Source organism: Polaromonas sp. P3_A5 (assembly GCF_056403055.1).
Genome location: NZ_JBFUGF010000001.1, coordinates 2,257,269 through 2,279,435, shown reverse-complemented (window position 1 = coordinate 2,279,435; position 22,167 = coordinate 2,257,269). Strand labels below are relative to the sequence as shown.

Below are 22,167 nucleotides of genomic sequence, written 5' to 3'. Positions count from 1 at the left end.
GGGGAGTGGAGACGGCTCATTCTGCGCAAGAACCAGACCGAAAGACCATTCCATGCATTAGAGAATATGTATGATTGCGTTGCCAAATCAGCAATGCTCTGGCTGCCCATGCCCTGGCCGCTCCGCCACCACCCGACGCCCATGACCCTTTCTCCCCAGGTTGCCCGTCAATTGCAGGACACCGCGCTGCGCTACTTCCTGGAGGTCGTGCGCTGCGGCTCCATCAGCGAAGCCTCCCAGCGCCTGAATGTGGCGGGGTCTGCCATCAGCCGCCACATAGCGCACCTGGAAGACCTGCTGGGTGCAACGCTTTTTGACCGTCATCCCAGGGGCATGGTGCCCAGCGCCGCCGGGGAGATGCTGGCCGTGCACGCGCTCAAATCGGCACACGACTCGGAGCGTGTGGTGCATGAGATCCAGGCGCTGCAAGGCATGCAGCGCGGGCGGGTGCGCCTGGCCTGCACCGAAGGTTTTGCAATGGAGTTCCTGCCCAAGGCCATCAGCGACTTCATGAAGACGCATCCCGGCATCCAGTTTCACCTGGGTGCGCACCCCCCGGCGGAATGCTCGCGCCGCGTCCTGCATGGCGATGCCGACATCGGCCTCACCATGAGCCGGACTCCCGAAAGCGGCATCCAGGTAGAGCACGTGCAGCCGTCGCCGGTGATGGCGGCCATGCGCTTTGACCACCCGCTGACCCAGTTCAAACAGATCAACCTGAAGCAGCTGCTGGTCTACCCGATCGTGCTGCCGGAAGCAAACACCACCGTGCGCCAGCTGTTTGACATCGCCTGCAGCCTGCAGGGCCTGACCGTGTCGCCGGTGCTGACCAGCAACTACATCACCAGCCTGAACGACTTTTTGCGCCATTACCCGGAAAGCGTCACCATTGCGGGCGAAATATCGGTCCGCTACAAGGTCCAGCGCGGCGAGTTTGCGTGCATACGCCTGCGTGACCGTGGCCTGGATTTGCGCAATGTGGAAGTGCAAACGGCGACGGGCCGCACGCTGTCGCGGGCGGCGCAGGCCTTTCTGGCGCATCTGAAAACAGAGCTGTCGGGTTCACCGGCCTGAGCTGCCAATTGCCGGGAAGGCTTGCCGGTGCAGGGCGACTCTGTGCCGAATTGCTATCAATAACATAGCTGCTCGCGCATGTTGTTATTGGGCTGGAGGCCGTTTTTATACTTGAAAATGCCTCAAAAACACCTTGGGCGAGGATGGTTGGGCTGTGTTTTGATGCTGCCAGGCTGGCTCCGGCACGGCTATCAAGCACAAAAATAGCCGCTAGCCCAATAACAGCATGCGCCAGAAGCTATCAAAAACATAGCATCGAAAACACCAATTTCTCGAATCGTTATTCATTTATTGAGATAAATTAAGAGCGATATATTCTTTTGAGTTTTAACGCTTGCTCCCCACAATGCTTTGATCAGCAATCAAGGAGCACAGCATGACCACTCTCAGACTCGGCGACACCGCCCCCGATTTCACCCAGGACTCCACCGCCGGCAAGATTTCCTTTCACCAGTGGGCAGGCGATTCCTGGGTGGTGCTGTTTTCGCACCCAGCAGATTTCACACCCGTCTGCACCACCGAACTGGGCAAAACCGCGGCCCTGGGCGGTGAATTTGCCAAACGCAACGTCAAACCCATCGCCATCAGCGTGGATGCGCTGGAATCCCACGGCAAGTGGGTCAACGACATCAACGAGACGCAAAACACCACGGTGAATTTCCCCATCCTGGCCGATGCCGACCGCAAGGTGGCCAACCTGTACGACATGATTCACCCGAATGCCCTGAGCACCGGCCCCACGGCCACCGTGCGCAGCGTGTTCATCATTGACCCGAAAAAGGCCATCCGCACCACGTTTACCTACCCCGCCAGCACGGGCCGCAACTTCGACGAGATCCTGCGCGTCATCGACTCGCTGCAGCTGACCGACGGCTACAAGGTGGCCACGCCGGTGAACTGGAAAGACGGCGACGACGTGATCATCGTGCCCAGCCTGCAAGACCCGGCTGAACTTGCCCAGCGTTTCCCCAAGGGCTTCAAGGCCATCAAGCCGTACCTGCGCGTCACGCCGCAACCCAACAAGTAATCAGACGGGTTCACGCGAAGTGCGTTTCATCATCGTCCCTGGCTGGCGTGACTCGGGCCCCGGCCACTGGCAAAGCCTGTGGGCCGAACGCCTGAGCAATGCGGTGCGCGTGCGCCAGGACGACTGGATCACGCCTTCGCGCAAGGCCTGGGTCGCGTCGCTGGCCAACACCATCGTGCTGCAGGACGAGCCGGTCGTGATCGTGGCGCACAGCCTGGGCTGCATTGCCACCACGCATCTGCCGCCGGAGGCGGCAGAGCGTATTCATGGCGCCTTGCTGGTGGCGCCGGCGGACCCGGAGCGCCGCGCCGTGCTGAGCGACTTTGCGCCCGTGCCCTACCAGAAGCTGCCTTACCGCAGCGTGCTGGTGGCCAGCAGCAACGACCCGTATTGCCCGGTGCGCCTGGCCGGTGCCTATGCCCGCGCCTGGGGCAGCGAATTTGTGCGCATGCAGGACGCCGGCCACATCAATGTGGAGTCGGGCCACGGCGAATGGCCGCTGGGCATTGCGCTGTTGCAGTCGCTGGCAGGTGATGCATCGCTGACGGCGCCCCGTCTTGACTTTTCTTCTTCGGCAAATTCTTCGTCTTCTTCTTTTGGATCCCTGGAAACGGCATGACTTCTTCAAAAATAAAAATCGCGCTTGCAACGCTGGCACTGGCCGCGGGCGCTTCGTTCTCCGGCACGGCTTCGGCACAAACGCTTCTCAATGGCTCGTATGACGTGGCGCGCGAGTTTTACAAGGAATACAACGCCGCTTTCATTGCCCACTACAAAAAGACCGCAGGCAAAGACATCAAGATTGACCAGTCGCACGGCGGCTCCAGCGCCATCGCACGCTCGGTAGCCGACGGCCTGGATGCTGATGTGGTGACCATGAACACCTCGACCGACGTCGACTTCCTGGCCGGCGCCGGCGTGGTCGCCAAAGACTGGACGAAGAAGTTTCCGGACAATGCATCGCCCACCACGTCGACCATGCTGTTCCTGGTGCGCAACGGCAACCCCAAGGGCATCAAGGACTGGGACGACCTCGTCAAGCCCGGCATCCAGGTGATTCTGGTGAACCCGAAAACCGGCGGCAATGGCCGCTACGCCTATCTGGCCGCCTGGGGTTACGCGAAGAAGAAGGGCGCCACCGATGCGCAGGCCGCCGAGTTCGTCGGCAAGCTCTACAAAAACGTGCCGGTGCTGGGCAAGGGCGGGCGCGACGCGACCACCGTGTTCCTGCAACGCAATATTGGCGACGTGCTGATTACGTTTGAGTCCGAAGTGTTGTCGGTGAACAAGGAGTTTGGCGAAGGCAAGGTGGACGCGGTCTACCCGTCCATCAGCATCGTGGCGGAAAACCCGGTGGCGGTGGTAGAGCGCACCGTGGCCAAGAAGGGCACGGCCGATCTGGCCAAGGCCTACCTGAACTACCTCTATTCAGACGAAGGCCAGGAAATCGCCGCACGCCATGCATTGCGTCCGCGCTCACAGGCCATCCTGAAAAAATACGCCAGCACCTTCAAGCCGCTGCAGCTCTTCACGGTGCAAGACGTATTCGGCAGCCTCGGTGAAGCGCAAAAAGTGCACTTCAACGACGGCGGCCAGTTCGACAAGCTGTACACCGTCAAGTAGACCGCACCACCATGACTGCCTTGTCTTCTGTGGCACCGCCTTCCGCGGTGGTGCCGGGTATCCCTGCGGGTAGCAAAAGAGCCGCCAGGCGGGTATTGCCCGGTTTCCGCCTCACGCTGGGCTACACCGTGCTGTACCTGAGCCTGATCGTGCTGATCCCGATCTCGGCGCTGTTTTTCAAGACCTTCACGCTAAGCTGGGACCAGTTCGTCACCGCGGTGACATCGCCGCGCGTGCTGGCTTCGTATCGCCTCACGTTTGGTGCATCGCTGATCGCCGCGCTCGTCAACCTGGTGTTTGGACTGCTGCTGGCCTGGGTGCTGGTGCGCTACAAATTTCCGGGCAAAAAAATCGTCGATGCGCTGGTGGACCTGCCGTTTGCCTTGCCGACCGCCGTGGCCGGTATTTCGCTCACGGCTTTGCTGGCCGGTAACGGCTGGATAGGCCAGTACCTCGAACCCATGGGCATCAAGCTGGCGTTCACGCCGGCCGGCGTGGTGATCGCGCTGATCTTCATCGGCCTGCCGTTTGTGGTGCGCACGGTGCAGCCGGTGCTGGAAGACGCCGAGAAGGAACTCGAAGAAGCCGCCACCTCGCTGGGCGCCACGCGCCTGCAGATTTTCACCAAGGTCATCCTGCCGCACATCACGCCTGCCTTGCTCACCGGTTTTGCCATGGCTTTTGCGCGGGCGATTGGCGAATACGGTTCGGTCATTTTCATCGCCGGCAACATGCCCATGATTTCTGAAATCACGCCGCTCATCATCATTGGCAAGCTGGAGCAGTATGACTACGCCGGCGCAACGGCCGTGGCAGTGGTGATGCTGCTGGTGTCGTTCGTGCTCTTGCTGGTCATTAACGGCTTGCAGGCCTGGCAGCGTCGCAATGCGGGAGCGCCAGCATGAAACAGGCCCCCACGCTTGTCTCTTCGCGTACTGCGCTGCCCCCCGAGGGGGCTGAGCTTGCTCGGGGCGGCCCTTCGCTGCGCTCGACTGCTTCCTCCTCCATTAAACGCCGTGTCACCGCCGGCACCACCGAAGCACGCTGGGTGCGCTACACCTTGATCACGGTGGCGTTGCTGTTTGTGTTCCTGTTTTTGATCCTGCCGCTGGCCGCCGTGTTCACCGAAGGCCTGCGCAAGGGCTTTGGCGCCTACATTGCCGCGCTGCAGGAGCCCGACGCCTGGTCGGCCATCAAGCTCACCTTGATTGCCGCGGCGATTGCTGTGCCGCTGAACCTGGTATTTGGCGTGGCCGCGGCCTGGGCGATTGCCAAGTACGAATTCCGCGGCAAATCGGTATTGACGACGCTGGTTGACTTGCCGTTTTCCGTGTCGCCCGTGGTGGCTGGCCTGATCTACGTGCTGATCTTCGGTGCGCAGGGCTGGTTCGGGCCGTGGCTGCTGGCGCATGACATCAAGATCATCTTTGCCGTGCCCGGCATTGTGCTGGCCACCGTGTTCGTGACGTTTCCGTTCATCGCGCGTGAGCTGATTCCGCTGATGCAGGCGCAGGGCAACGACGAAGAGCAGGCCGCCATCGTGCTGGGCGCTACCGGCTGGCAAACCTTCTGGCATGTGACCCTGCCCAACATCAAGTGGGGCCTGGTGTATGGCGTGATTTTGTGCAACGCACGGGCCATGGGAGAGTTTGGCGCGGTGTCGGTGGTGTCGGGCCACATCCGCGGGCAGACCAACACGTTGCCGCTGCATGTGGAAATTCTGTACAACGAATACCAGTCGGTGGCTGCATTCGCCGTGGCATCGCTGCTGGCCATCCTCGCGCTGGTCACGCTGGTCATCAAGTCGGTGGCCGAATGGCGCCACGAAGCAGAAATGAAAGCCGCGGCCGATTTGCCGCCTGAGCGTCCGCAGAGTCCCGTTGATGGGACAGCCGTGGCAGCCGCTCGCTAAAGGAAAACATCATGAGCATCGAAATCCGCAACGTCAGCAAACATTTTGGCGACTTCCAGGCACTGGGCGACGTCAGCCTGGACATTCAATCGGGCGAACTGGTCGCCTTGCTTGGTCCCTCGGGCTGCGGCAAGACCACGCTGCTGCGCATCATTGCCGGGCTGGAAACCGCTGACCGCGGCAGCATCCTCTTCAGCGGCGAAGACACCACCGACGTGCATGTGCGAGAGCGCCAGGTCGGTTTTGTCTTCCAGCACTACGCCTTGTTCCGCCACATGACCGTCTTTGAAAACGTGGCTTTCGGCCTGCGCGTCAAACCGCGCGGCCAGCGGCCCAGCGATGCGCAGATCAAGGAAAAAGTGCATTCGCTGCTCAACCTCGTGCAGCTTGACTGGCTGGCCGAGCGCTTTCCGTCGCAGCTTTCAGGCGGGCAGCGCCAGCGCATTGCCCTGGCCCGCGCGCTGGCGGTAGAGCCCAAAGTGCTGCTGCTCGACGAGCCCTTCGGCGCGCTCGACGCCAAGGTGCGCAAAGAGCTGCGCCGCTGGCTGCGCCGCCTGCACGACGACCTGCATGTCACCAGTATTTTTGTGACGCACGACCAGGAAGAAGCGCTGGAAGTCGCCGACCGCGTGGTGCTGATGAACCAGGGCAAGGTCGAGCAGATCGGATCCCCGCAAGAGGTGTGGGACCACCCGGCCAGCCCGTTTGTGTACGGCTTTCTCGGTGACGTGAACCTGTTCCACGGCCGCGCCCACGAAGGCGAAGTGCAGCTTGAAGGCCTGCGGCTCAACTCACCCGAACACGCCGGCGCGCAGGACGCCAAGGCCTTTGCCTATGTGCGCCCGCACGACCTGGACGTGCAGCGCTATGCACCGGGCGCCGAAGGCATCGTCGCCCACCTGGAACGCGCCATCGTGATCGGCCCGATCGCGCGGCTGGAACTGATTCCCGCCGAAGGCTACGAACAAAAGGGCAACGTCTCGGGCGACTCGATCATCGAAGCCCAGATGACCTCGCAGCAATTTGCCGAGATGGGCTTGCGCGAAGGCGACATGCTGGTGGTGACACCGCGCAAGGCGAGGGTGTTTGTGGAGGGGTAACGCCTGAATTAGACATTGCTCGCGTCATCCTTGAGTCGACCGGACCGTGTGAGAGTTGACGCTTTCAAGGTTCCCAGGATATGACGCAGATCTTTTGAGCAATCCTCTGCGAGAAATCCCTTGGGCTTGCGCTTGGCGATGTTGATTCGATCAAGTGCTTCGATGACTGCTTCGGTGTACGCCTTGAATTGCTGCTTGAGGGTGAGGTTCTGAATACTCATCCAGTCGAGCTTGGCATAGCACCAAAGGTCTCTACTCTTGGGTTTGAACGAAGGAGGCGTGTTTATCTTCGTGAACGTGGTCTCTGGCCATTGGTCAAAGGAGGCGACTTCAAGAGCTACAACAATTCCTTCGACAAGACCGCCGTAGTTCTTGGACTTCAGCGCGCTGGAAAGTTGCTCATCGATCGCTATCGTGAACAAGCGAAAGCGACCCTTATGTTCTCGCCAGTGTTCTGGAGGCCAGGCATTGCTTTGCCAGTGCTGCCCTCCAAGCTCGAGGACTTCAACTCCAGTCACAAGAAAAGTGCGAAAGCGCATTCTGCGACGCCTAACTCTGATATATGCCGCAAAACCGCGGAATAACGTGGCGGCCTGCGAAATAAAACGGCGCGCCAAACTTGAAAAAACTGTTTACTGACATGGAGTTGACCCACTATGTTGAATAAATGAGCCGGCATTGATTTTGCCAAAGTCGCCGCTCAAGTTTCCCTTGTCGGATAAATGGTGAGAGCACATTCAGGCATCACTGTGCCTGAAAAATCATCAACTGACAGGCTCTATCTGGGTTTTGTGATGTCGAAGAGGCGCCGCAACGGTTGCGCGAAGGCGACATGCTGGTGGTGACGCCGCGCAAGGCGAAGGTGTTTGTGGAGGGGCGCTGTGGACTCTTCCGATGCGACCTCTAATCAACCACTTTTAACCGGATCTTGGCACCGTCCGGCAAATCCCGTATTTGCCTTGAAAGGTCGCCGGACCGTCTCACAATCTCGGACAGTGGGGCAGTTTTGATATTGGAAATGTCGTAAGCCCCGCCCAGGATTCCAGGCACCACCAGACAGTATTTACGCCCGCCAACGAGAGGGCCATGCTTTTCATTCGCAATCCTGACCAGAGCTGCCATCAACCAGTCTTTCTTGAACTCCGGATCATTGACGAGTGCGTCGTAAGAAGCTTCATCCCAAGCTACGATTTCGCAATAGCAGTCCTCGGGGCATAGGCGCCAGTAGCGACCTGAATGATCCTTTATCAGTAGATTGCCAAAATCATTTTCGGCGACAAGCTGTAGGGGATCGAGACCAACCCAGCACCAGCCCTCCTTGATCTCCTCGAGTAGATCCATCGTCTGTCACTCGATACCAAGGATGCTTGGAACACATTGCTCGAGCATTTCTATCAATTCCTTGTCCATGAACTTGTAGTCGTCAGGGATATCAAGAACATGAACAGTTTTGCCGTCAAGCAGCCGTGTGAACTCCGAGGTCAGTCTTGATTTGTGTTTTTCTTCCATGACGAGAACCACGTCAGCCCAACGGATGTCATCGACTGAAACCGTATGGCGCGCATTAGGGCTCGTACCACCCGAGCGGGTTACCAGTTGGGGGTGTTTGCGCCAGAGTTGTTCTGCTGTCGGGCTTCGCCATTGATTACGGCTGCAAACGAACAATACCTTCAGGCGTTCAGTGCTGCGGGCAGTTTCTTCTTTCTGCACAAGTTGCTTTGCAGTCGTGCGAGGGTAATCGAGGCCCAATTGCTCTGCACGCGCAACTTTCTTTGACCGGATGTACAGGTCTTTCCAGCGTTTCTCCCTCGGCAAATCGTCTTTGGTCGTCATGCGCGCTCATACTTGTTTTTGTAGAGCTGATTTATATCAGTCTTTTTATGGAGCGACGAGCCTCCAGCCAACCCTATGGGAAGCTGAGCCACCATCGTGATAGACGCTACCGTGCGGCCGGAGCTGATTCCAGCGGTATGAGCTGAGACCTTGAAAAGAGCGCCTCGTTTACTGACTCGCGCCAAATCTCAGCGCCGACCTGGCACGCGCCCGTTCTGCTTCCACCTCCCGGTTGCGAGGCTCGGCATTGGTCACCAGTGAGCGGATGAGAACCCGCGCAGAGGCTGCCACCTCTTCCACAGCGCGATCGAATGCGGCTTCGTTCGCCTTGGAGGGCACGCTGAACCCGCTGAGCTTCCTCACAAACTGCAGCGAAGCGTCGCGGATTTCCAGCTCCGTGGCCGGCGGCTCGAAGTTGAACAGGGTCTTGATGTTGCGGCACATGGCAGCTCCTTGAAGCAAAAGACTTGGAAATCATTCCAAAGTGCATTTTGCCGCCAGCCGCAACCCCTTCGCCCGTCTTGGTTTTATCTACTCCGCAGGCTTGATCACCACCGACTCAGCCGACGCCACAAAAGGCCCGTGGTACACCGCTTCGATGTTGTTGCCGTCCGGGTCCAGCACAAAGGCGGCGTAGTAGCCGGGGTGGTATTTGCGTTCGCCTGGCGCGCCGTTGTCGGTGCCGCCTGCGGCCAGGGCGGCTTCGTAGAAGGCTTTGACCTCTGCGTGGTCTTTGGCCCGGAAAGCCAGATGAACATGCGAGGTGGGGCCGTCGGCCTGGTCTATCCACAACTCGTCGCCTGAGAAATGGTCGTCGGCTTCCTGGATGGCACTTTCTTTGTTCAGTGACTTCAGCACAGCGCGGTAAAAGCGCTTGCTGGCCGTGAGGTCATGGGCGCGCAGGTGAACATGGTCGATGAGTCGTCCTCGGTGTATTTCCATCATGGGGTCCTTTCTGGGATCTTCAAAAAAACTGACGTCCTGAAAATCTACGCCCGCCGGGGTTGCCCATCTGTAGGACAAACGCTGGCAAATTAGGGCGAGAGGGGACCAGGGGGCGGGAGCGACAGGGATGGGTAAGCGGCGAAGAATCTGCCCTGCATGTATCGCCGAAGGGAACTTATCCGGCACCAAACGCCCGAACCCCTGGACAATTCATAATTCATCCAGAAAAAAGAGGGCTCCCTGATGTTTTTGACGTATTTCGACGCCATGCCGCGCCGCATGCTGGCGCTGATCGCCGTGGCCTGCGTGGCCATGCTGGCTTTTGGCCTGTACCTGCAGCACGTGGTAGGCCTGGAGCCTTGCCCGATGTGCATCGTGCAGCGGTATGCGCTGGTGCTGGTGGCGGTGGTGGCGGGCGTGACGGCCATCGCCAAAAGCCGGGGCCTGCTGATCGCCGGTTCAGGCCTGATGGTGCTGCTCTCGGGTTTTGGTGCTTTTGTGGCGGCGCGCCAAAGTTTCCTGCAGTGGTATCCGCCTGAAATTGCCTCTTGCGGCCGCGACTTTTACGGAATGATTGAAACCTTTCCGCTCAAACGCGCCATTCCCATGATCTTCAAGGGCAGCGGCGACTGCACCAAGATCGACTGGACCTTTCTGGGCGGCTCGATTGCCAACTGGTCTTTCCTGTGTTTTGTGGCTATTGCGGTCGTGGGCTTGCTGCTGATCGCACGCCAGGCGCGCAAGCGCTGAATCGACCACATCGCCAGTTTGGCGGCGCATTGCCCCCGGCCAGCTCATGCTGCGAGCTTGAGGGCCGCAGCGACGCACCCATAGCCGAAGCATGTAATTTTTCACCTGAAAAAGGGGATGGCGCCAGCCGCGCGCCATGACTAGACTGAATATCCAGTCGCCGGTTTTACCGGAAGGTCAGCTCATCAACATTGCCGCGCTGCGGCACAAGGATGGTCCCCATGGCAGCAGGAAGGGTGTTATCGCGCTTTGGCTTCCCGGTCCTGGCGAGTGCCGGTGCCGCTGCCAGTGCCTATTTCCTGGGAAACCAGCCGGTGGTGCCGGTCAAGTTCTCCACGTGGAGAAACACGACGAATCCACAACAGCCGGAACACATGACCGTCAAATACGGACGGGGTTCGTGGGGTCATTACGAAGATTTCCGGATGGGCAGTGGCCCACCCCGTACAGATTTGCCAAAGTTTGGCGCCGTGAACCAGCTGACCGGCATAGACGAGTCCAAGCCTTACTCGAACCTGGCCTATGGCAGCCATACACCGACCGAGCACAGGGACCGCTTCCTGGCGCGTCCGGCCCCAGAAAGCGATCGCAAGAAGGGACGGGAATACCGCTATGACTCCAAGGAGGCGATGCGCGCAAAGGTGTCGGTGTTCGAGCTCTGGAAGCTCAAGCAGATGACGAGCGAACGTCAGCAGCACGGCGTGTTTCACCTGTTCGGTGAGGCACCCGACCCCTACACGACGCGGTGCATGACGCACATTGAAACGCTGGCGAGTGTTCGTGGCCAAAAGTTGTCTCCCCAAAACCCTTCAAAGGTGGCGCACGAGTTTCATGAGCTCAACCCCTCCACCACCGAGAAGCCCAAGCTGAAAACCTATTCGGTGGAGGGCGTTCAGCGCCCTGGCAATGTGCCGGTCGGCACCCCGGTCAAGAACCACCCCGGCACGCTGGACAAGGCGTATTGGGAGGCGGCCGACAAGGGCGCCCACAACGTGGGCCGGCCACTCCCGCCCAAACTCTAGACGCGCGAGAACAGCGGTACCGCCGGCAAGCGCGCTGCATCCTGATTTGCAGGGAGGTGCCGGTTTTCCCGGTGGCTCCGGGGTGAATAATTCTCGACTGGGGTACCCGGGTTTCATGCAGGTTGGCAGGGCATCGAATCGATCATATACTGTACATAAATACAGTATATCCAGCTTGATCCGGACCACCTTCCATGCCCACCCTTACCGCAATGCCCAGCGCTTTGCCGGACTTTGCCGACGCCCTGAATGCCCAGGTTTGGCGGGCCGGCGAACTGGGCAGCGCGAGTGTGCAGACGGTGGCCACAGGTTATGCGGCGCTCGACCTGGCCTTGCCAGGAGGAGGCTGGCCGCAGGGCGCGCTGGTTGAACTGCTGCTGCCGCAGGCGGGCCAGCAGGAATGGGGTTTGCTGGCGCCCGGCCTGGCCCGGGCCCTCAACCAGCCCGCCGCACCGGATGAGCCTGGCGCGCAACTGACGGCGCTGGTCGGTGCGCCTTATCTGCCGTTTGGCCCGGCGCTGGGCGCGCGCCAGATCGACATGCGGCGGCTCATCAGCATTCACGGCAAGCCCGGTGACGCGCCTTCGCTGCTCTGGGCCACGCGAGAGGCGCTGCAGTGCGCTGACGTGACCGCCGTGCTGGCCTGGCTGCCGGATGCGCGCAGTGCCCACCTGCGCCGCCTGCAGATTGCCGCGCATGCGCACCACAAGCTGCTGTTTGTGTTCCGGCCGCTGCGGGCCCAACACGAATCGTCACCCGCGCCGCTGCGCCTGCTGCTGGAAGGCGCTGTGCAGGAGGGCGGCAATCTGCTGGTCCACGTGCTCAAGCGCCGCGGCCCGCCACTGGCTGCGCCGGTGCTGCTCGACACCCGGCCCGCCCGGCTGTCAGCGCTGCTGGCAGCCAGTCGCGACAGGGCCCGGCAAAAGCGGGAAGAGCTTGCCCCCATCCTGCTGCCGTCGCTGGTGTCGCTGCCTGTTACTTCACCCCGGAGCCCCATCCATGCGTTGCTGGATCGCATTGCGCATCTCGATCACCACTGACGCGGTGCAGCAGTGGGGCGAGGACGCCGCTGCATTGCAGCGGGCGGTGGCCAGCCTGGCGCTGGGTTTTACGCCGCGCGTGGCGCTGGTCGACGAAGCGGTGCTGATGGACGTGACGGGCAGCCTGCGCCTGTTTGGCGGGCTGGCGCGGCTGATGCAGCTGCTGGCGCAGAAAATTGAGCTGTTTTTTGAATCAAATCAGGCTGTTGCCCTTATAGAACGTGCGCAAGGTGCTACATCTTTGATAGCGCTAGGGCGTCTTCGGATGCGGGAAGGCCAAGCTGGCGTGGTGAAGAAACGCGTGGCCGACCTGCCCATGCACACGCTGACGGCGGCGCGCCCGCACCTCGGTGTGCTGGAGCGCATTGGCTGCCGCAGCTGGGACGACCTGCTGCGCCTGCCGCGTGACGGCGTGGCGCGGCGTTTTGGCGCCGAGCTGCTGGAGGCGCTGGACCGCGCCCGCGGCACCGTAGCCGACGACTACGCGTGGCAAGTGCTGCCCGAACACTTTGAGGAAAAACTGGAGCTCAATGCACTGGTCACCCATGGCCCCGCGCTGATGGCGGGCGTTGAGCGCCTGCTGGTCCACCTGCACGCCTGGCTGCTGGGGCGGCAGAGCGGGCTCTGCGCCCTGAAAATCATCTGGCACCTGGATAAACGCCGCGATGTGCCTCCGACCGGCGAGCTCGAGATTCGCACGGCCCAGCCCGCACAAGACCTGCGTCACATGGCACGCCTCATCTCAGAGCACCTGGCGCAGCAAAAGCTGCCGGCGCCGGTGCACAGCCTGACGCTGCAGTCGCTGGCCACCGAGCTGCTGGCCGACTCGGCTGCCGCCACCGGCAGCCTGTTGATGGAAGCGCGCCGGCAGGGCGACAGCGTGGTGGAGCTGGTCGAGCGGTTGAGCGCCCGCCTGGGCGATGCCAATGTGCAAGCCTGGCAACCTTGCACCGACCACCGGCCCGAGCTGATGCAGCGCTGGGTGAGCGCCCGAAGCGCTATTAAATCGATAGCTGCTTGCGCACAACCAGTGCGCGCCAGGGCTCTAAAAGGCTTAAGAAAAACCACTTCGCATGCTTTTCCGGATGCCCGGGCTGAAGCCTTGTACCCGGCTTGGCTGCTGCCCGAGCCTTTGAGGCTGCAAGCCGCGGGGAACAGCCCGGTGTACCAGGGCAAGTTGACACGCCTGGCCGGGCCGCAGCGGCTGGAGGCTGCCGAATGGCTGCTGGCCGATCACGAAAACCGCAACGCTGAGCCGGGCCTGTGTGAAAAGCCGTGGGCGTTCCGCGACTACTACATCTACCGCAGCCAGCAGGGCAGCTTGCTGTGGGTTTACAGCGAAAGGCTGGGCTCTGCCGCCCAGGCCGGCCGGCAACGCACCTGGTATTTGCACGGCTTTTTTGCCTGAGGCCCGCATGCCTGCCTACGCGCTTCCCGATTACGCCGAGCTGCACGCGCTGAGCAACTTCAGCTTCCAGCGTGGCGCCTCGCACGCGCAGGAACTGGCCGAACGCGCTTCCGAGCTGGGCTACCAGGCGCTGGCCATCACCGACGAATGTTCGGTGGCCGGGGTGGTCAGGGCGCATGAGGTGGCAAAAGAGATGGGCCTCAAGCTGCTGCCGGGCGCGGAATTTTTGGTGCAGGCGCCCGATGCCTTCAGGCTGGTGGTGCTGCCGCACAACGCGGCAGGCTGGGGCAACCTGTGCGAGTTCATCACCGAAGCGCGCAAGGCCGGTGACGTGGTGGAAAAAGGCAGCTACCGCGTCGCGCTGGGCGAAACGGATTTCTCCCGGCTGGGGGATTGCGAAATTTTGCTCGCGCCCCTGCATGAAGCAGGTGCGGGTGCTATCAATACAGAAGCGCTTTGCGCTAATTGCGCCTGGGCTGCAGGCCTTTTTGGTATCAATGCCTGGCTGGCGGTGGAGCTGCTGCAGGGCCTGGACGACGCGCTGCGCCTGCAGCAGCTGCAGGAGGTTGCGCAGCGCACCGGCATACGGCTGGTGGCGGCCGGCCATGTGCTGATGCACAAGCGCTCACGCAAGCCGCTGCACGATGTGATGACCGCCATCAAGCTGGGCAAACCGGTGCACGAATGCGGCTTTGCGCTGCAGCCCAATGCCGAGGCACATTTGCGGCCGCGCATGCGCCTGGCCGAGATTTACCCCGCCAGCCTGTTGCGCGCCACGCTGGAAGTGGCGGCGCGGTGCAATTTCAATCTCGATGAGATTCGCAACCTGTACCGCTACCCGCAGGAAGACATGGTGCCGGCGGCCGAAACGCCTTCGCGCTGGCTGCGGCGGCTGACCTGGCAGGGTGCCCACACCCGCTACCCGCATCACATACCGCACAAGATCAGGCGGCAGCTGGGCTTTGAGCTGGCGCTGATCGAGGAACTTCAATACGAGATGTTCTTCATCACCGTGCACGACATCGTGCGGTTTGCGAGAGAAAAGGAAATCCTTTGCCAGGGACGTGGCTCGGCGGCCAATTCGGTGGTGTGTTTTTGCCTGGGCGTCACGGCTGTCAACCCGGCGGAAAGCAAGCTGCTGTTTGAGCGTTTTATCAGCCGCGAGCGCAGTGAACCGCCCGACATCGACGTGGACTTCGAACACGAACGGCGTGAAGAAGTCATCCAGTACATCTACGGCAAATACGGCCACGACCGCGCCGCCATTGCCGCCACCGTCATCAGCTACCGGCCGCGCAGCGCGATCCGCGATGTGGGCAAGGCGCTGGCAATGGCGCCTGAACTGATTGACCTGTTCGCTAAAGAGCATTTCTGGTTTGACGGCAGCGAGGTGCTGCAGGAAAAACTCAAGGAAGCCGGGCTGGAGGGCCGAGAAGGGCCGGTGCTGCAATGGTTTGACCTGTCGGCGCAGCTTATTGGCTTTCCGCGTCACCTGAGCCAGCATGTCGGTGGTTTTGTACTCACCCAGGGCAAGCTCACGCGGCTGGTGCCGGTGCAGCCGGCCTCGATGGAAGACCGCCGCATCATCCAGTGGGACAAAGACGACCTGGAGGCCATGGGCCTGCTGAAAGTGGATGTGCTGGCGCTGGGCATGCTGTCGGCCATACGGCGCTGCCTGGCGCTGGTGAACCAGACGCGGGGCAGCCAGTTGGAGATGCATCAAATCGAGCCGGACGACGCACCCACCTACGACATGATCTGCGAAGCCGACACGGTGGGTGTTTTCCAGATTGAAAGCCGGGCCCAGATGTCCATGCTGCCGCGCCTGCAGCCGCGCGATTATTACGACCTGGTGGTGGAAGTCGCCATCGTGCGGCCGGGGCCCATCCAGGGCGGCATGGTGCACCCTTACCTGAAGAACCGCGAAATCCTCAGGAATGGCGGCGAGATCAAACCCGAATACCCGGCCCTCAACCCGGCCCTGGAGCGCACGCTGGGCATCCCGATCTTCCAGGAACAGGTCATGCAGATCGCGATGATCGCCGCTGACTTCACGCCCGGGGAGGCCGACGACCTGCGCCGCTCCATGGCGGCCTGGAAGCGCAAGGGTGGGGTGGACCGCTTTCATGGCCGCCTCGTCAATGCCATGGTCAAAAACGGGTACAGCGCTGAATTTTCAGAGCGCATCTTCAGCCAGATATTGGGCTTTGGCGACTACGGTTTTCCGGAAAGCCACGCCGCCAGCTTTGCCAAGCTGGTCTACGTGAGCTGCTGGCTCAAGCGCCACGAGCCGGCCTGTTTTCTGGCGGCCATGGTCAATTCGCAGCCCATGGGTTTTTACACGCCATCCCAGCTGGTGCAAGACGCTGTCCGCCACCAGGTGGAGGTGCGCGCGGTAGACGTCATGCACAGTGAATGGGACTGCACGCTGGAGCCGCAGGGTGTGCTGCCTGCGGATACGCAGCCGGCGGTGCGCCTGGGCCTGCGCCTGGTGGCCGGTTTGCGCAAAGAAGCTGCACTGCGGCTGGTGGAGGCGCGGGCGCAAGCGCCTTTCACTTCGACGGAAGACCTGGTGTCGCGCGCCCAGCTGGGTACGCTCGAAATCAACGCGCTGGCCGCCGCCGATGCCCTGCTGCCGCTGGCCGGACACCGGCGCCAGCAGGTCTGGGAGGCTTCGGCCATCAAACTGGCGCCACGCCTGCTCAAATCGGTGCCCACGCACGAAACACCGCTGGCCTTGCCCGACACACCCGAGGGCGAAAACATCCTGTTCGACTACCAGGCCACCGGCCTCACGCTGCGGCGCCACCCGGTGGCCTTGCTGCGGGAACGGCTGTCACGCAGGGGCCTGCTGAGCGCCAGCGAGCTCAATGCCTTGCCCGACGGCGAAGAGGTGGCCGGCTGCGGCATCGTCACCGTGCGCCAGCAGCCGCAAACTGCCAAGGGCACCATCTTCGTCACGCTGGAGGATGAAACCGGGCCGGTCAATGTGATCATCTGGAAATCGCTGCGCGAAGCGCAACGCGGCGAGGTGTTGCACGCCCGGCTGCTGGCGGTGTACGGTACATGGCAGCGTAGTGAAGAGCAGCGCAGTGAAGAACGCGGCAGCACCAAAGGTTATGGCGCGGTGCGCAACCTGGTGGCGCACCGGCTGGAAGACCTCACGCCGTTGCTGGGGCGGCTGGGCACATCGAGCCGCGATTTTCATTGAGGCGACGGCACCTCAATCAGGCACCTTCAGTCAATCCATCGTCATGCGCGGTCATCAGACAAATCCTGCTTGAGGGTCAGACTGACCCGGCAACCCGCTTTAGCGCGTCGTCGGTTTCCTGTTGCAGCGCCTGCATCAGCGAGCTCGCATCCCGGTGCCTGAGCAGTGGTGCGGCCTGACCGGACCAGAGCGACATCAAGTCTGTTCTGCGCTGGGCAATGGCCGCCGGCTTCATCTGGCCTGTCAGCCAGTTCTGGACCGGGTAGGGCGCAATGTGGTCTTCGTGCGCCTTCAGCTCGTTCATGAAGCGGTTTTCAATGCCGCGCGCCAGCCGCCCGCTGAAAGCACGGGTGAGGGCGGTGTACCTGGCGTCGGCGCTGAACAACTTCTGGCGGTGGATGTCACTGGCAGATGACTCGGCGCACGCCAGGAAAGCCGTGCCAATCTGCACGCCCTGGGCGCCCAGCGCCAGGGCAGCCGCAATGCCACGCCCATCGGCAATGCCGCCGGCGGCAATGACCGGGGCCTTGATCGCGTCGACCACCTGGGGGATCAGCGCCAGTGTGCCGGTGAGCGAGTTTTCGGGCGGACGGAGAAAGGACACACGGTGCCCGCCGGCCTCGAAGCCGGTTGCCACCACCATGTCGACGCCGGCGTTGTCGAGCGCTATCGCCTCTTCAGGCGTTGTGGCGGCGCCCAGCGTCACGATATCAAGCGCCCTGCATCGGCGCAGGATGTCCGGCGACGGAATGCCGAATACAAAACTGAACACGGTGGGCCGGGCCGCCAGCAGGCCTTCCACCTGGTCTTCATAGCGCGGGCTGAAACGCTCGGGCCGGGTCGGCAGAGGTTCACCGAGTTCCTTGAAATAGGGCTCAAGCAGTGCCAGGTGCTGCTCGAACTGCGGGTCTGTGAGTGGCGGATCCTCGCTGTTCTCATGCGGCACCCACAGGTTCAAGGCGAAAGGCCGTTTTGTTTTCAGGCGTATGGCCTGCGCCGTTTCTTCAATTTGCGCGCCTGTCAGGTGATGCACTCCAAACGAGCCCAGCCCACCGCTTTCGCAGACCGCCGCGGTCAGGGCCACCGAGGAAAGTCCGCCGCCGAAGGGACCTTGCACAATCGGCGCTGCCAGGCCCAACCTCTGGGTCAGGGCCGTGGTTTTCCAGCGGCTCATGCCAGCAGCCCTTCGGCCTTCAGGGCCTCGCGCACGGCGGGCCGGCCGGCCACGCGTGCCAGGAAATCCTGCAGGTGCTTCAGGTCCGCCAGGTCCAGCGACACGTACTTGGCCCAGCCTGTGACGGCAAACAGGTAGGCATCGGCCACGGTGAAGGACTGGCCGAGCAGATAGTCTTTGGACTGCAGCTGGGTGTTGACCCATTCGTATTTTTTGCGCAGAACGCTGGCCAGGGTTTTCTTGGCGCTGCTGTCCAGGTCCGGGTTGAAGAGCGGCGTGAAGGTTTTGTGGAGCTCCGAGGTGATGTAGTTCTGCCACTCCATCACGCGGTAGCGGTCCATGCTGCCGGCGGCCGGAAGCAGGTCGGCGCGGCCGGCCTTGTCGGCAATGTATTGGGCGATGACGGGGCCTTCGGTCAGGCGCTCGCCGCTCTCGAGCTCCAGCAGCGGCACGGCACCCTTGGGGTTGATGGCGTAGTAGTCGGCCCCGTCTGCGGTGGTGTGGGTGCCTGTATCAACTTTTTCAAGCTTGAAGGCCTGCCGGGTTTCCTTCAGAACAATGTGGGGAGCCAGTGAGCAGGCGCCAGGAGAGAAAAACAGTTTCATGGGTTCCTTGATCAAATTAGTTGGGAAGGCCTCATGCTATTGATGATGTCTGGTGAGATAAATGGATGTTGATTAACTTCATAAGTTACATGGCGTAATAGATAATCCACAGAAAATCAAAACCATGACCCGTCAATTTGATGATCTTCAGCTGGGAAGCATTGAGCTTTTTTGCCTTGCGGCAGAGCTCAGCAGCTTCACGGCGGCGGCATCCAGTGCCGGCCTCACGCCCGCTGCCGTGAGCCGCTCGGTGTCGCGTCTGGAAGAAAGGCTGGGCGTGCGGCTCTTCACGCGCACGACGCGGCAGATACGGCTGACCGAAGCCGGCCGCGCTTATTTTGAGCAGGCGCGGCAGGCCCTGGGGCAACTGGTGGAAGCCGAGCGCGAAGCCACGGGCCAGCAACTGGTACCCGCCGGCGTGCTGCGCATCAGCCTGCCCACGCCTTACGGGCACTACCGTGTACTGCCGCTGCTGCCGGCTTTTCGGGCTCTTTATCCGGCAGTGCAGGTTGAGGTCAACCTGAGCAACCGCAATGTCAACTTTGCCGACGAGGGCTACGACCTGGCCATACGCGGGCGCGCACAGCCCGACTCAGGCCTGGTCGCGCGCAAGCTGGAAGATGCCGCACTGGTGGTGGTGGCTGCGCCCTCGTACCTGCAGCAGGCGGGAACCCCAACCTCGCCGGAGGCCTTGCAGCAGCATGACTGCATCCAGTTTTTGTTGCCCAGCAGCGGTCAGAAAATTCCGTGGCTGTTCAGCGATGCAGGCAAGGAGCTGGAGGTGGCAACCAGCGGTGGATATTGCTGCTCGGAAGACCTGCTGGGCGGGGTGACGCTGGCCCGGCATGGCGCGGGCCTGCTGCAGACTTACCGTTTTATCGTCGAAGAAGACTTGCGCCAGGGCCGGCTGCAAGAGGTGTTGCAGCCCTTTGCGGGGCGGTCACGGCCGTTTTCATTGCTATACCCGCACGGCCGGCACGTGCCCTTGCGGGTGCGCTTGTTCATCGACTTCCTGCTTGAAAAGCTCAAGCAGTAAATGCGGGCCGCAGACTAGAGGGATGGGCCTGGCCGCCTGGTCCAGCCAGACGCTATTAGCGGCTTCGCGCTTCGTCGGTTTCTGCGGTGCTCTGCTGCATGGCCAGCTCCAGTAGCTTGCTGTAGTTTTCCAGCTTTTTATACAGCAGGCGCACTTCCAGCGCATTGTGGATGCGCGTCTTGACTTCGACCAGGTCAAACGGTTTGCTGATGAAATCCTTGGCGCCGGCCTGCAAGGCGCGCAGCTTGTGGGCCGGCTCCGCGGTCAGTACGATGACAGAGAGGTATTTGTCGTGCGGGTCTTCCTTGAGTGCTTCCATCACCTGAAAGCCGTCCATGCCGGGCATTTTCAGGTCGAGCAGGATCAGGTCGTAATGGTGCTCCGCGTGCAGCGCGGCTACCTCCAGCGGGTTCATGGTTGAACGAACACGGGTGTAGCCGGTGCCTGCCAATAACTGCTCCAGCAGCAGCACATTGACGGGCTGGTCGTCCACCACCAGGATACTGCCGTTCAGGATGTCGAATTCGGTGTTCATGTGGTTTTTTCCGGCACGGGGGCCTGCGTGGACCTTGTTTTGGAAAATGCCAGCGCCAGGTCCAGGGTTTCCATAAATTCATTGATCCTGATGGGCTTGGTGAGGTAGCGAAAGAAGCCGGCTTCCATGCCTTTTTCAATGTCGCGGGGTATGGCATTGGCGCTGAGCGCCACCACCGGAATGTGTGCCGTCAACGGATCGGCACACAGAATTTGCAATGCCTTGATGCCGCTGATGCCCGGCAGATTGATGTCCATCAGGATGATGTCCGGCTGCGAGGCCTTGGCCATCGCGATGCCGCTGATGCCGTCACGGGCGGACAGCAGCCGGATGTCGGAGCGGCGCGCGATGAGGTCTTCGACCAGCATCAGGTTGGCCGGGTTGTCTTCTACATACAAAAGTGTATGGGCACGTGGATCGGTGGCCACCTGGCTTTGCAGCATCGGCGCCAGGGCTGCCAGCTCTGTTCGCAGTGCAATTTCGTCGGTCACGTCCATTTCAATCCAGAACACACTGCCTTTTCCGACAACGCTCTCGACGCCAATGACGCCACCCATCAGCTCAATCAGGCGTTTGGTCATCACCAGCCCAATGCCCGTACCTTGTTCGGTGGTGGCTTGCTGGCCCAGGCGGTTGAAGGGCTGGAAGAGCTGCTCGATCTTGGCAGGGCTCAGGCCTTCGCCCGTGTCTTCAATGCAGATGCGGATGCGCTTTTGAGGCAGATCCACGCAGTTGATCAAGACCGTTCCACTGCTGGTGTTGTACTTGATCGCGTTCGACAGCAGGTTGATCAGAACCTGTTTAAGCCGCGTGCGGTCGGCACTCACGAAGCAGGGCACAGGGAATTTCGGAAAGGTCACGGTAATGCCGCGTTTGCCGGCCTGTGACTCGATCAGGGTCTCGCATTCAAGCATGACCTCGGCCAGCGACACAGGTTCCAGCGACAGCGACAGCTTGCCGGACTCGATCAATGCCAGGTCCAGGATTTCGTTGATCAATTCCAGCAGATACCAGCCGGCCTGGAGGATCTGGTCCACACTGCGTTTTTGCGAGGGCGTGGGCTGTGGCGTGCCGGACTCGATCAGCTGCGCAAATCCGAGGATGGCGCTGAGCGGTGTGCGCAACTCGTGGCTCATGCTGGACAGGAAATCCGATTTGGCGAGATTGGCTTTTTCGGCCACGGCCATCGCTTCCTTCAGGGCCACTTCGACCTGCTTGCGTACCGAGTTGTCGGTGCCGATCAGCAGGTAGCCGATGATGGTGCCGAAATCGTCGCGCAATGCGGTGATGGACACGATGGCCGGAAAGCGGCTGCCGTCTTTACAGATATAGGTCAGCTCGTAAATGTCTTCGATGCCGCGCGAGGCCTTGAAGGCCAGCGCCTCGAAACCCGGCGTGATGGTGGTGGCGAGCTCCAGGCTCAGCGCCTGGGCCCGGGCCATCACTTCCTGCGGATCATGGATGTCGCTGGGGTTGATCTTGTTGACGACTTCAGCCGCCATATAACCCAGCATGCGTTCGGCACCGACGTTGAAGAGCTGGATGATGCCTTTTTCGTCGGTTGCGATGATCGAGAAATTTTCGCTCGTCAGGATGGCCGTCTGCAATGCGCCTGTCTTGAGCAGTGCTTCCTGGCGCTTGACCTCTATGCCATCGGCTTTGGCAATGGCGTCAAGAACGCTCAGGCTGGTAATAGGTGACATGGGCCATGTTTCTGTAAAAGTAACGACGACCCTGCGAAGCGCCGACTATGGGCGGCGCTTCCAGGATCCTGGCCGGGGATAAGTGAAGTCTTTGCAAAGACTCCGGCAGTGTACAGGTACTGCCTGAAAAGTCCGTGCGCCAGCGCACATAGCGGGGCCGTGCAGCCCG

At 61.2% G+C, this 22,167-nt stretch carries 22 protein-coding genes; 13 read left to right on the top strand and 9 right to left on the bottom strand.

Annotated features, from left to right (window positions below; translation table 11 throughout):
* Positions 1-141 precede the first annotated feature (141 nt).
* The 7 genes from AC1DU8_RS10790 to AC1DU8_RS10760 all read left to right on the top strand — a co-directional run bounded on the left by AC1DU8_RS10790 (position 142) and on the right by AC1DU8_RS10760 (position 6,736).
* Positions 142-1,074 carry a LysR family transcriptional regulator gene (locus tag AC1DU8_RS10790; RefSeq protein ID WP_457282714.1) on the top strand — a complete coding sequence of 311 codons (933 nt, stop codon included), beginning with the start codon at positions 142-144 and terminating at the stop codon, positions 1,072-1,074.
* Positions 1,075-1,450: 376 nt separating this feature from the next.
* Positions 1,451-2,101: a peroxiredoxin gene (locus AC1DU8_RS10785; RefSeq protein ID WP_457282715.1), complete on the top strand. Its 651-nt coding sequence runs from the start codon at positions 1,451-1,453 to the stop codon at positions 2,099-2,101.
* 19 nt (positions 2,102-2,120) lie between these two features.
* Positions 2,121-2,720, top strand: coding sequence for an RBBP9/YdeN family alpha/beta hydrolase (locus AC1DU8_RS10780; RefSeq protein ID WP_457282716.1), 600 nt, complete (start codon positions 2,121-2,123; stop codon positions 2,718-2,720).
* Positions 2,717-3,724: a sulfate ABC transporter substrate-binding protein gene (locus AC1DU8_RS10775; RefSeq protein WP_477667320.1), complete on the top strand. Its 1,008-nt coding sequence runs from the start codon at positions 2,717-2,719 to the stop codon at positions 3,722-3,724. The genes AC1DU8_RS10780 and AC1DU8_RS10775 overlap by 4 nt, the downstream gene beginning before the upstream one ends.
* An 11-nt stretch (positions 3,725-3,735) precedes the next feature.
* Complete coding sequence (gene cysT, locus AC1DU8_RS10770) at positions 3,736-4,629, top strand: sulfate ABC transporter permease subunit CysT (protein WP_477726720.1); 894 nt, start codon at positions 3,736-3,738, stop codon at positions 4,627-4,629.
* Positions 4,626-5,636 (top strand): sulfate ABC transporter permease subunit CysW, encoded by a 1,011-nt coding sequence (cysW, locus tag AC1DU8_RS10765; protein WP_477726719.1) that lies wholly within the window; start codon positions 4,626-4,628, stop codon positions 5,634-5,636. Before cysT ends, cysW begins: the two co-directional genes overlap by 4 nt.
* Positions 5,637-5,647: 11 nt before the next feature.
* Positions 5,648-6,736, top strand: coding sequence for a sulfate/molybdate ABC transporter ATP-binding protein (locus AC1DU8_RS10760; RefSeq protein WP_477726718.1), 1,089 nt, complete (start codon positions 5,648-5,650; stop codon positions 6,734-6,736).
* A gap of 8 nt (positions 6,737-6,744) precedes the next feature.
* Here AC1DU8_RS10760 and AC1DU8_RS10755 read toward each other — a convergent pair whose 3' ends face one another.
* The 5 genes from AC1DU8_RS10755 to AC1DU8_RS10735 form a co-directional block, all read right to left on the bottom strand.
* On the bottom strand, positions 6,745-7,275 hold the full coding sequence (locus AC1DU8_RS10755) for a hypothetical protein (RefSeq protein ID WP_477726717.1): 531 nt from the start codon (positions 7,273-7,275) through the stop codon (positions 6,745-6,747).
* A 364-nt stretch (positions 7,276-7,639) separates the two neighbouring features.
* Entirely contained in the window at positions 7,640-8,077 is a 438-nt protein-coding gene (locus AC1DU8_RS10750; RefSeq protein WP_477726716.1) for a T6SS immunity protein Tdi1 domain-containing protein, read from the bottom strand.
* Between the two features lie 6 nt (positions 8,078-8,083).
* Positions 8,084-8,569 carry a low molecular weight protein tyrosine phosphatase family protein gene (locus AC1DU8_RS10745; protein WP_477726715.1) on the bottom strand — a complete coding sequence of 162 codons (486 nt, stop codon included), beginning with the start codon at positions 8,567-8,569 and terminating at the stop codon, positions 8,084-8,086.
* A gap of 168 nt (positions 8,570-8,737) precedes the next feature.
* The gene (locus AC1DU8_RS10740) at positions 8,738-9,013 is read right to left on the bottom strand and encodes a DUF2277 domain-containing protein (RefSeq protein WP_477726714.1); all 276 of its coding nucleotides are present in this window, start codon (positions 9,011-9,013) and stop codon (positions 8,738-8,740) included.
* Between the two features lie 87 nt (positions 9,014-9,100).
* Complete coding sequence (locus AC1DU8_RS10735) at positions 9,101-9,511, bottom strand: VOC family protein (RefSeq protein WP_457282725.1); 411 nt, start codon at positions 9,509-9,511, stop codon at positions 9,101-9,103.
* A gap of 246 nt (positions 9,512-9,757) precedes the next feature.
* On the opposite strand from AC1DU8_RS10735, the gene AC1DU8_RS10730 reads away from it, so the two are divergent.
* The 5 genes from AC1DU8_RS10730 to AC1DU8_RS10710 all read left to right on the top strand — a co-directional run bounded on the left by AC1DU8_RS10730 (position 9,758) and on the right by AC1DU8_RS10710 (position 16,945).
* A complete protein-coding gene (locus AC1DU8_RS10730; RefSeq protein WP_457282726.1) occupies positions 9,758-10,264 on the top strand; it encodes a disulfide bond formation protein B in 507 nt (168 codons plus the stop codon).
* Positions 10,265-10,485: 221 nt separating this feature from the next.
* Positions 10,486-11,286: a hypothetical protein gene (locus AC1DU8_RS10725; RefSeq protein ID WP_457282727.1), complete on the top strand. Its 801-nt coding sequence runs from the start codon at positions 10,486-10,488 to the stop codon at positions 11,284-11,286.
* A gap of 194 nt (positions 11,287-11,480) precedes the next feature.
* Positions 11,481-12,326, top strand: coding sequence for a translesion DNA synthesis-associated protein ImuA (imuA, locus tag AC1DU8_RS10720; protein ID WP_457282728.1), 846 nt, complete (start codon positions 11,481-11,483; stop codon positions 12,324-12,326).
* Positions 12,286-13,734 carry a Y-family DNA polymerase gene (locus AC1DU8_RS10715; protein ID WP_477726713.1) on the top strand — a complete coding sequence of 483 codons (1,449 nt, stop codon included), beginning with the start codon at positions 12,286-12,288 and terminating at the stop codon, positions 13,732-13,734. The genes imuA and AC1DU8_RS10715 overlap by 41 nt, the downstream gene beginning before the upstream one ends.
* Before the next feature lie 7 nt (positions 13,735-13,741).
* Positions 13,742-16,945, top strand: a complete 3,204-nt coding sequence (locus AC1DU8_RS10710; protein WP_477726712.1) for an error-prone DNA polymerase — start codon at positions 13,742-13,744, stop codon at positions 16,943-16,945.
* 76 nt (positions 16,946-17,021) lie between these two features.
* On the opposite strand, the gene AC1DU8_RS10705 is transcribed toward AC1DU8_RS10710, so the two are convergent.
* Together AC1DU8_RS10705 and gstA are read right to left on the bottom strand one after the other, a co-directional pair.
* Positions 17,022-18,119 carry an NAD(P)H-dependent flavin oxidoreductase gene (locus tag AC1DU8_RS10705; RefSeq protein WP_477726711.1) on the bottom strand — a complete coding sequence of 366 codons (1,098 nt, stop codon included), beginning with the start codon at positions 18,117-18,119 and terminating at the stop codon, positions 17,022-17,024.
* Complete coding sequence (gene gstA / locus AC1DU8_RS10700; protein ID WP_457282732.1) at positions 18,116-18,724, bottom strand: glutathione transferase GstA; 609 nt, start codon at positions 18,722-18,724, stop codon at positions 18,116-18,118. The genes AC1DU8_RS10705 and gstA overlap by 4 nt, the downstream gene beginning before the upstream one ends.
* 124 nt (positions 18,725-18,848) lie before the next feature.
* Between gstA and AC1DU8_RS10695 the strand changes: the two genes are divergently transcribed.
* On the top strand, positions 18,849-19,760 hold the full coding sequence (locus AC1DU8_RS10695; RefSeq protein ID WP_477726710.1) for a substrate binding domain-containing protein: 912 nt from the start codon (positions 18,849-18,851) through the stop codon (positions 19,758-19,760).
* Positions 19,761-19,815: 55 nt separating this feature from the next.
* Here AC1DU8_RS10695 and AC1DU8_RS10690 read toward each other — a convergent pair whose 3' ends face one another.
* Positions 19,816-20,295 carry a response regulator gene (locus tag AC1DU8_RS10690; RefSeq protein ID WP_477702598.1) on the bottom strand — a complete coding sequence of 160 codons (480 nt, stop codon included), beginning with the start codon at positions 20,293-20,295 and terminating at the stop codon, positions 19,816-19,818.
* A complete protein-coding gene (locus tag AC1DU8_RS10685; protein WP_477726709.1) occupies positions 20,292-21,998 on the bottom strand; it encodes a PAS domain-containing hybrid sensor histidine kinase/response regulator in 1,707 nt (568 codons plus the stop codon). The genes AC1DU8_RS10690 and AC1DU8_RS10685 overlap by 4 nt, the downstream gene beginning before the upstream one ends.
* Positions 21,999-22,167: the final 169 nt, after the last annotated feature.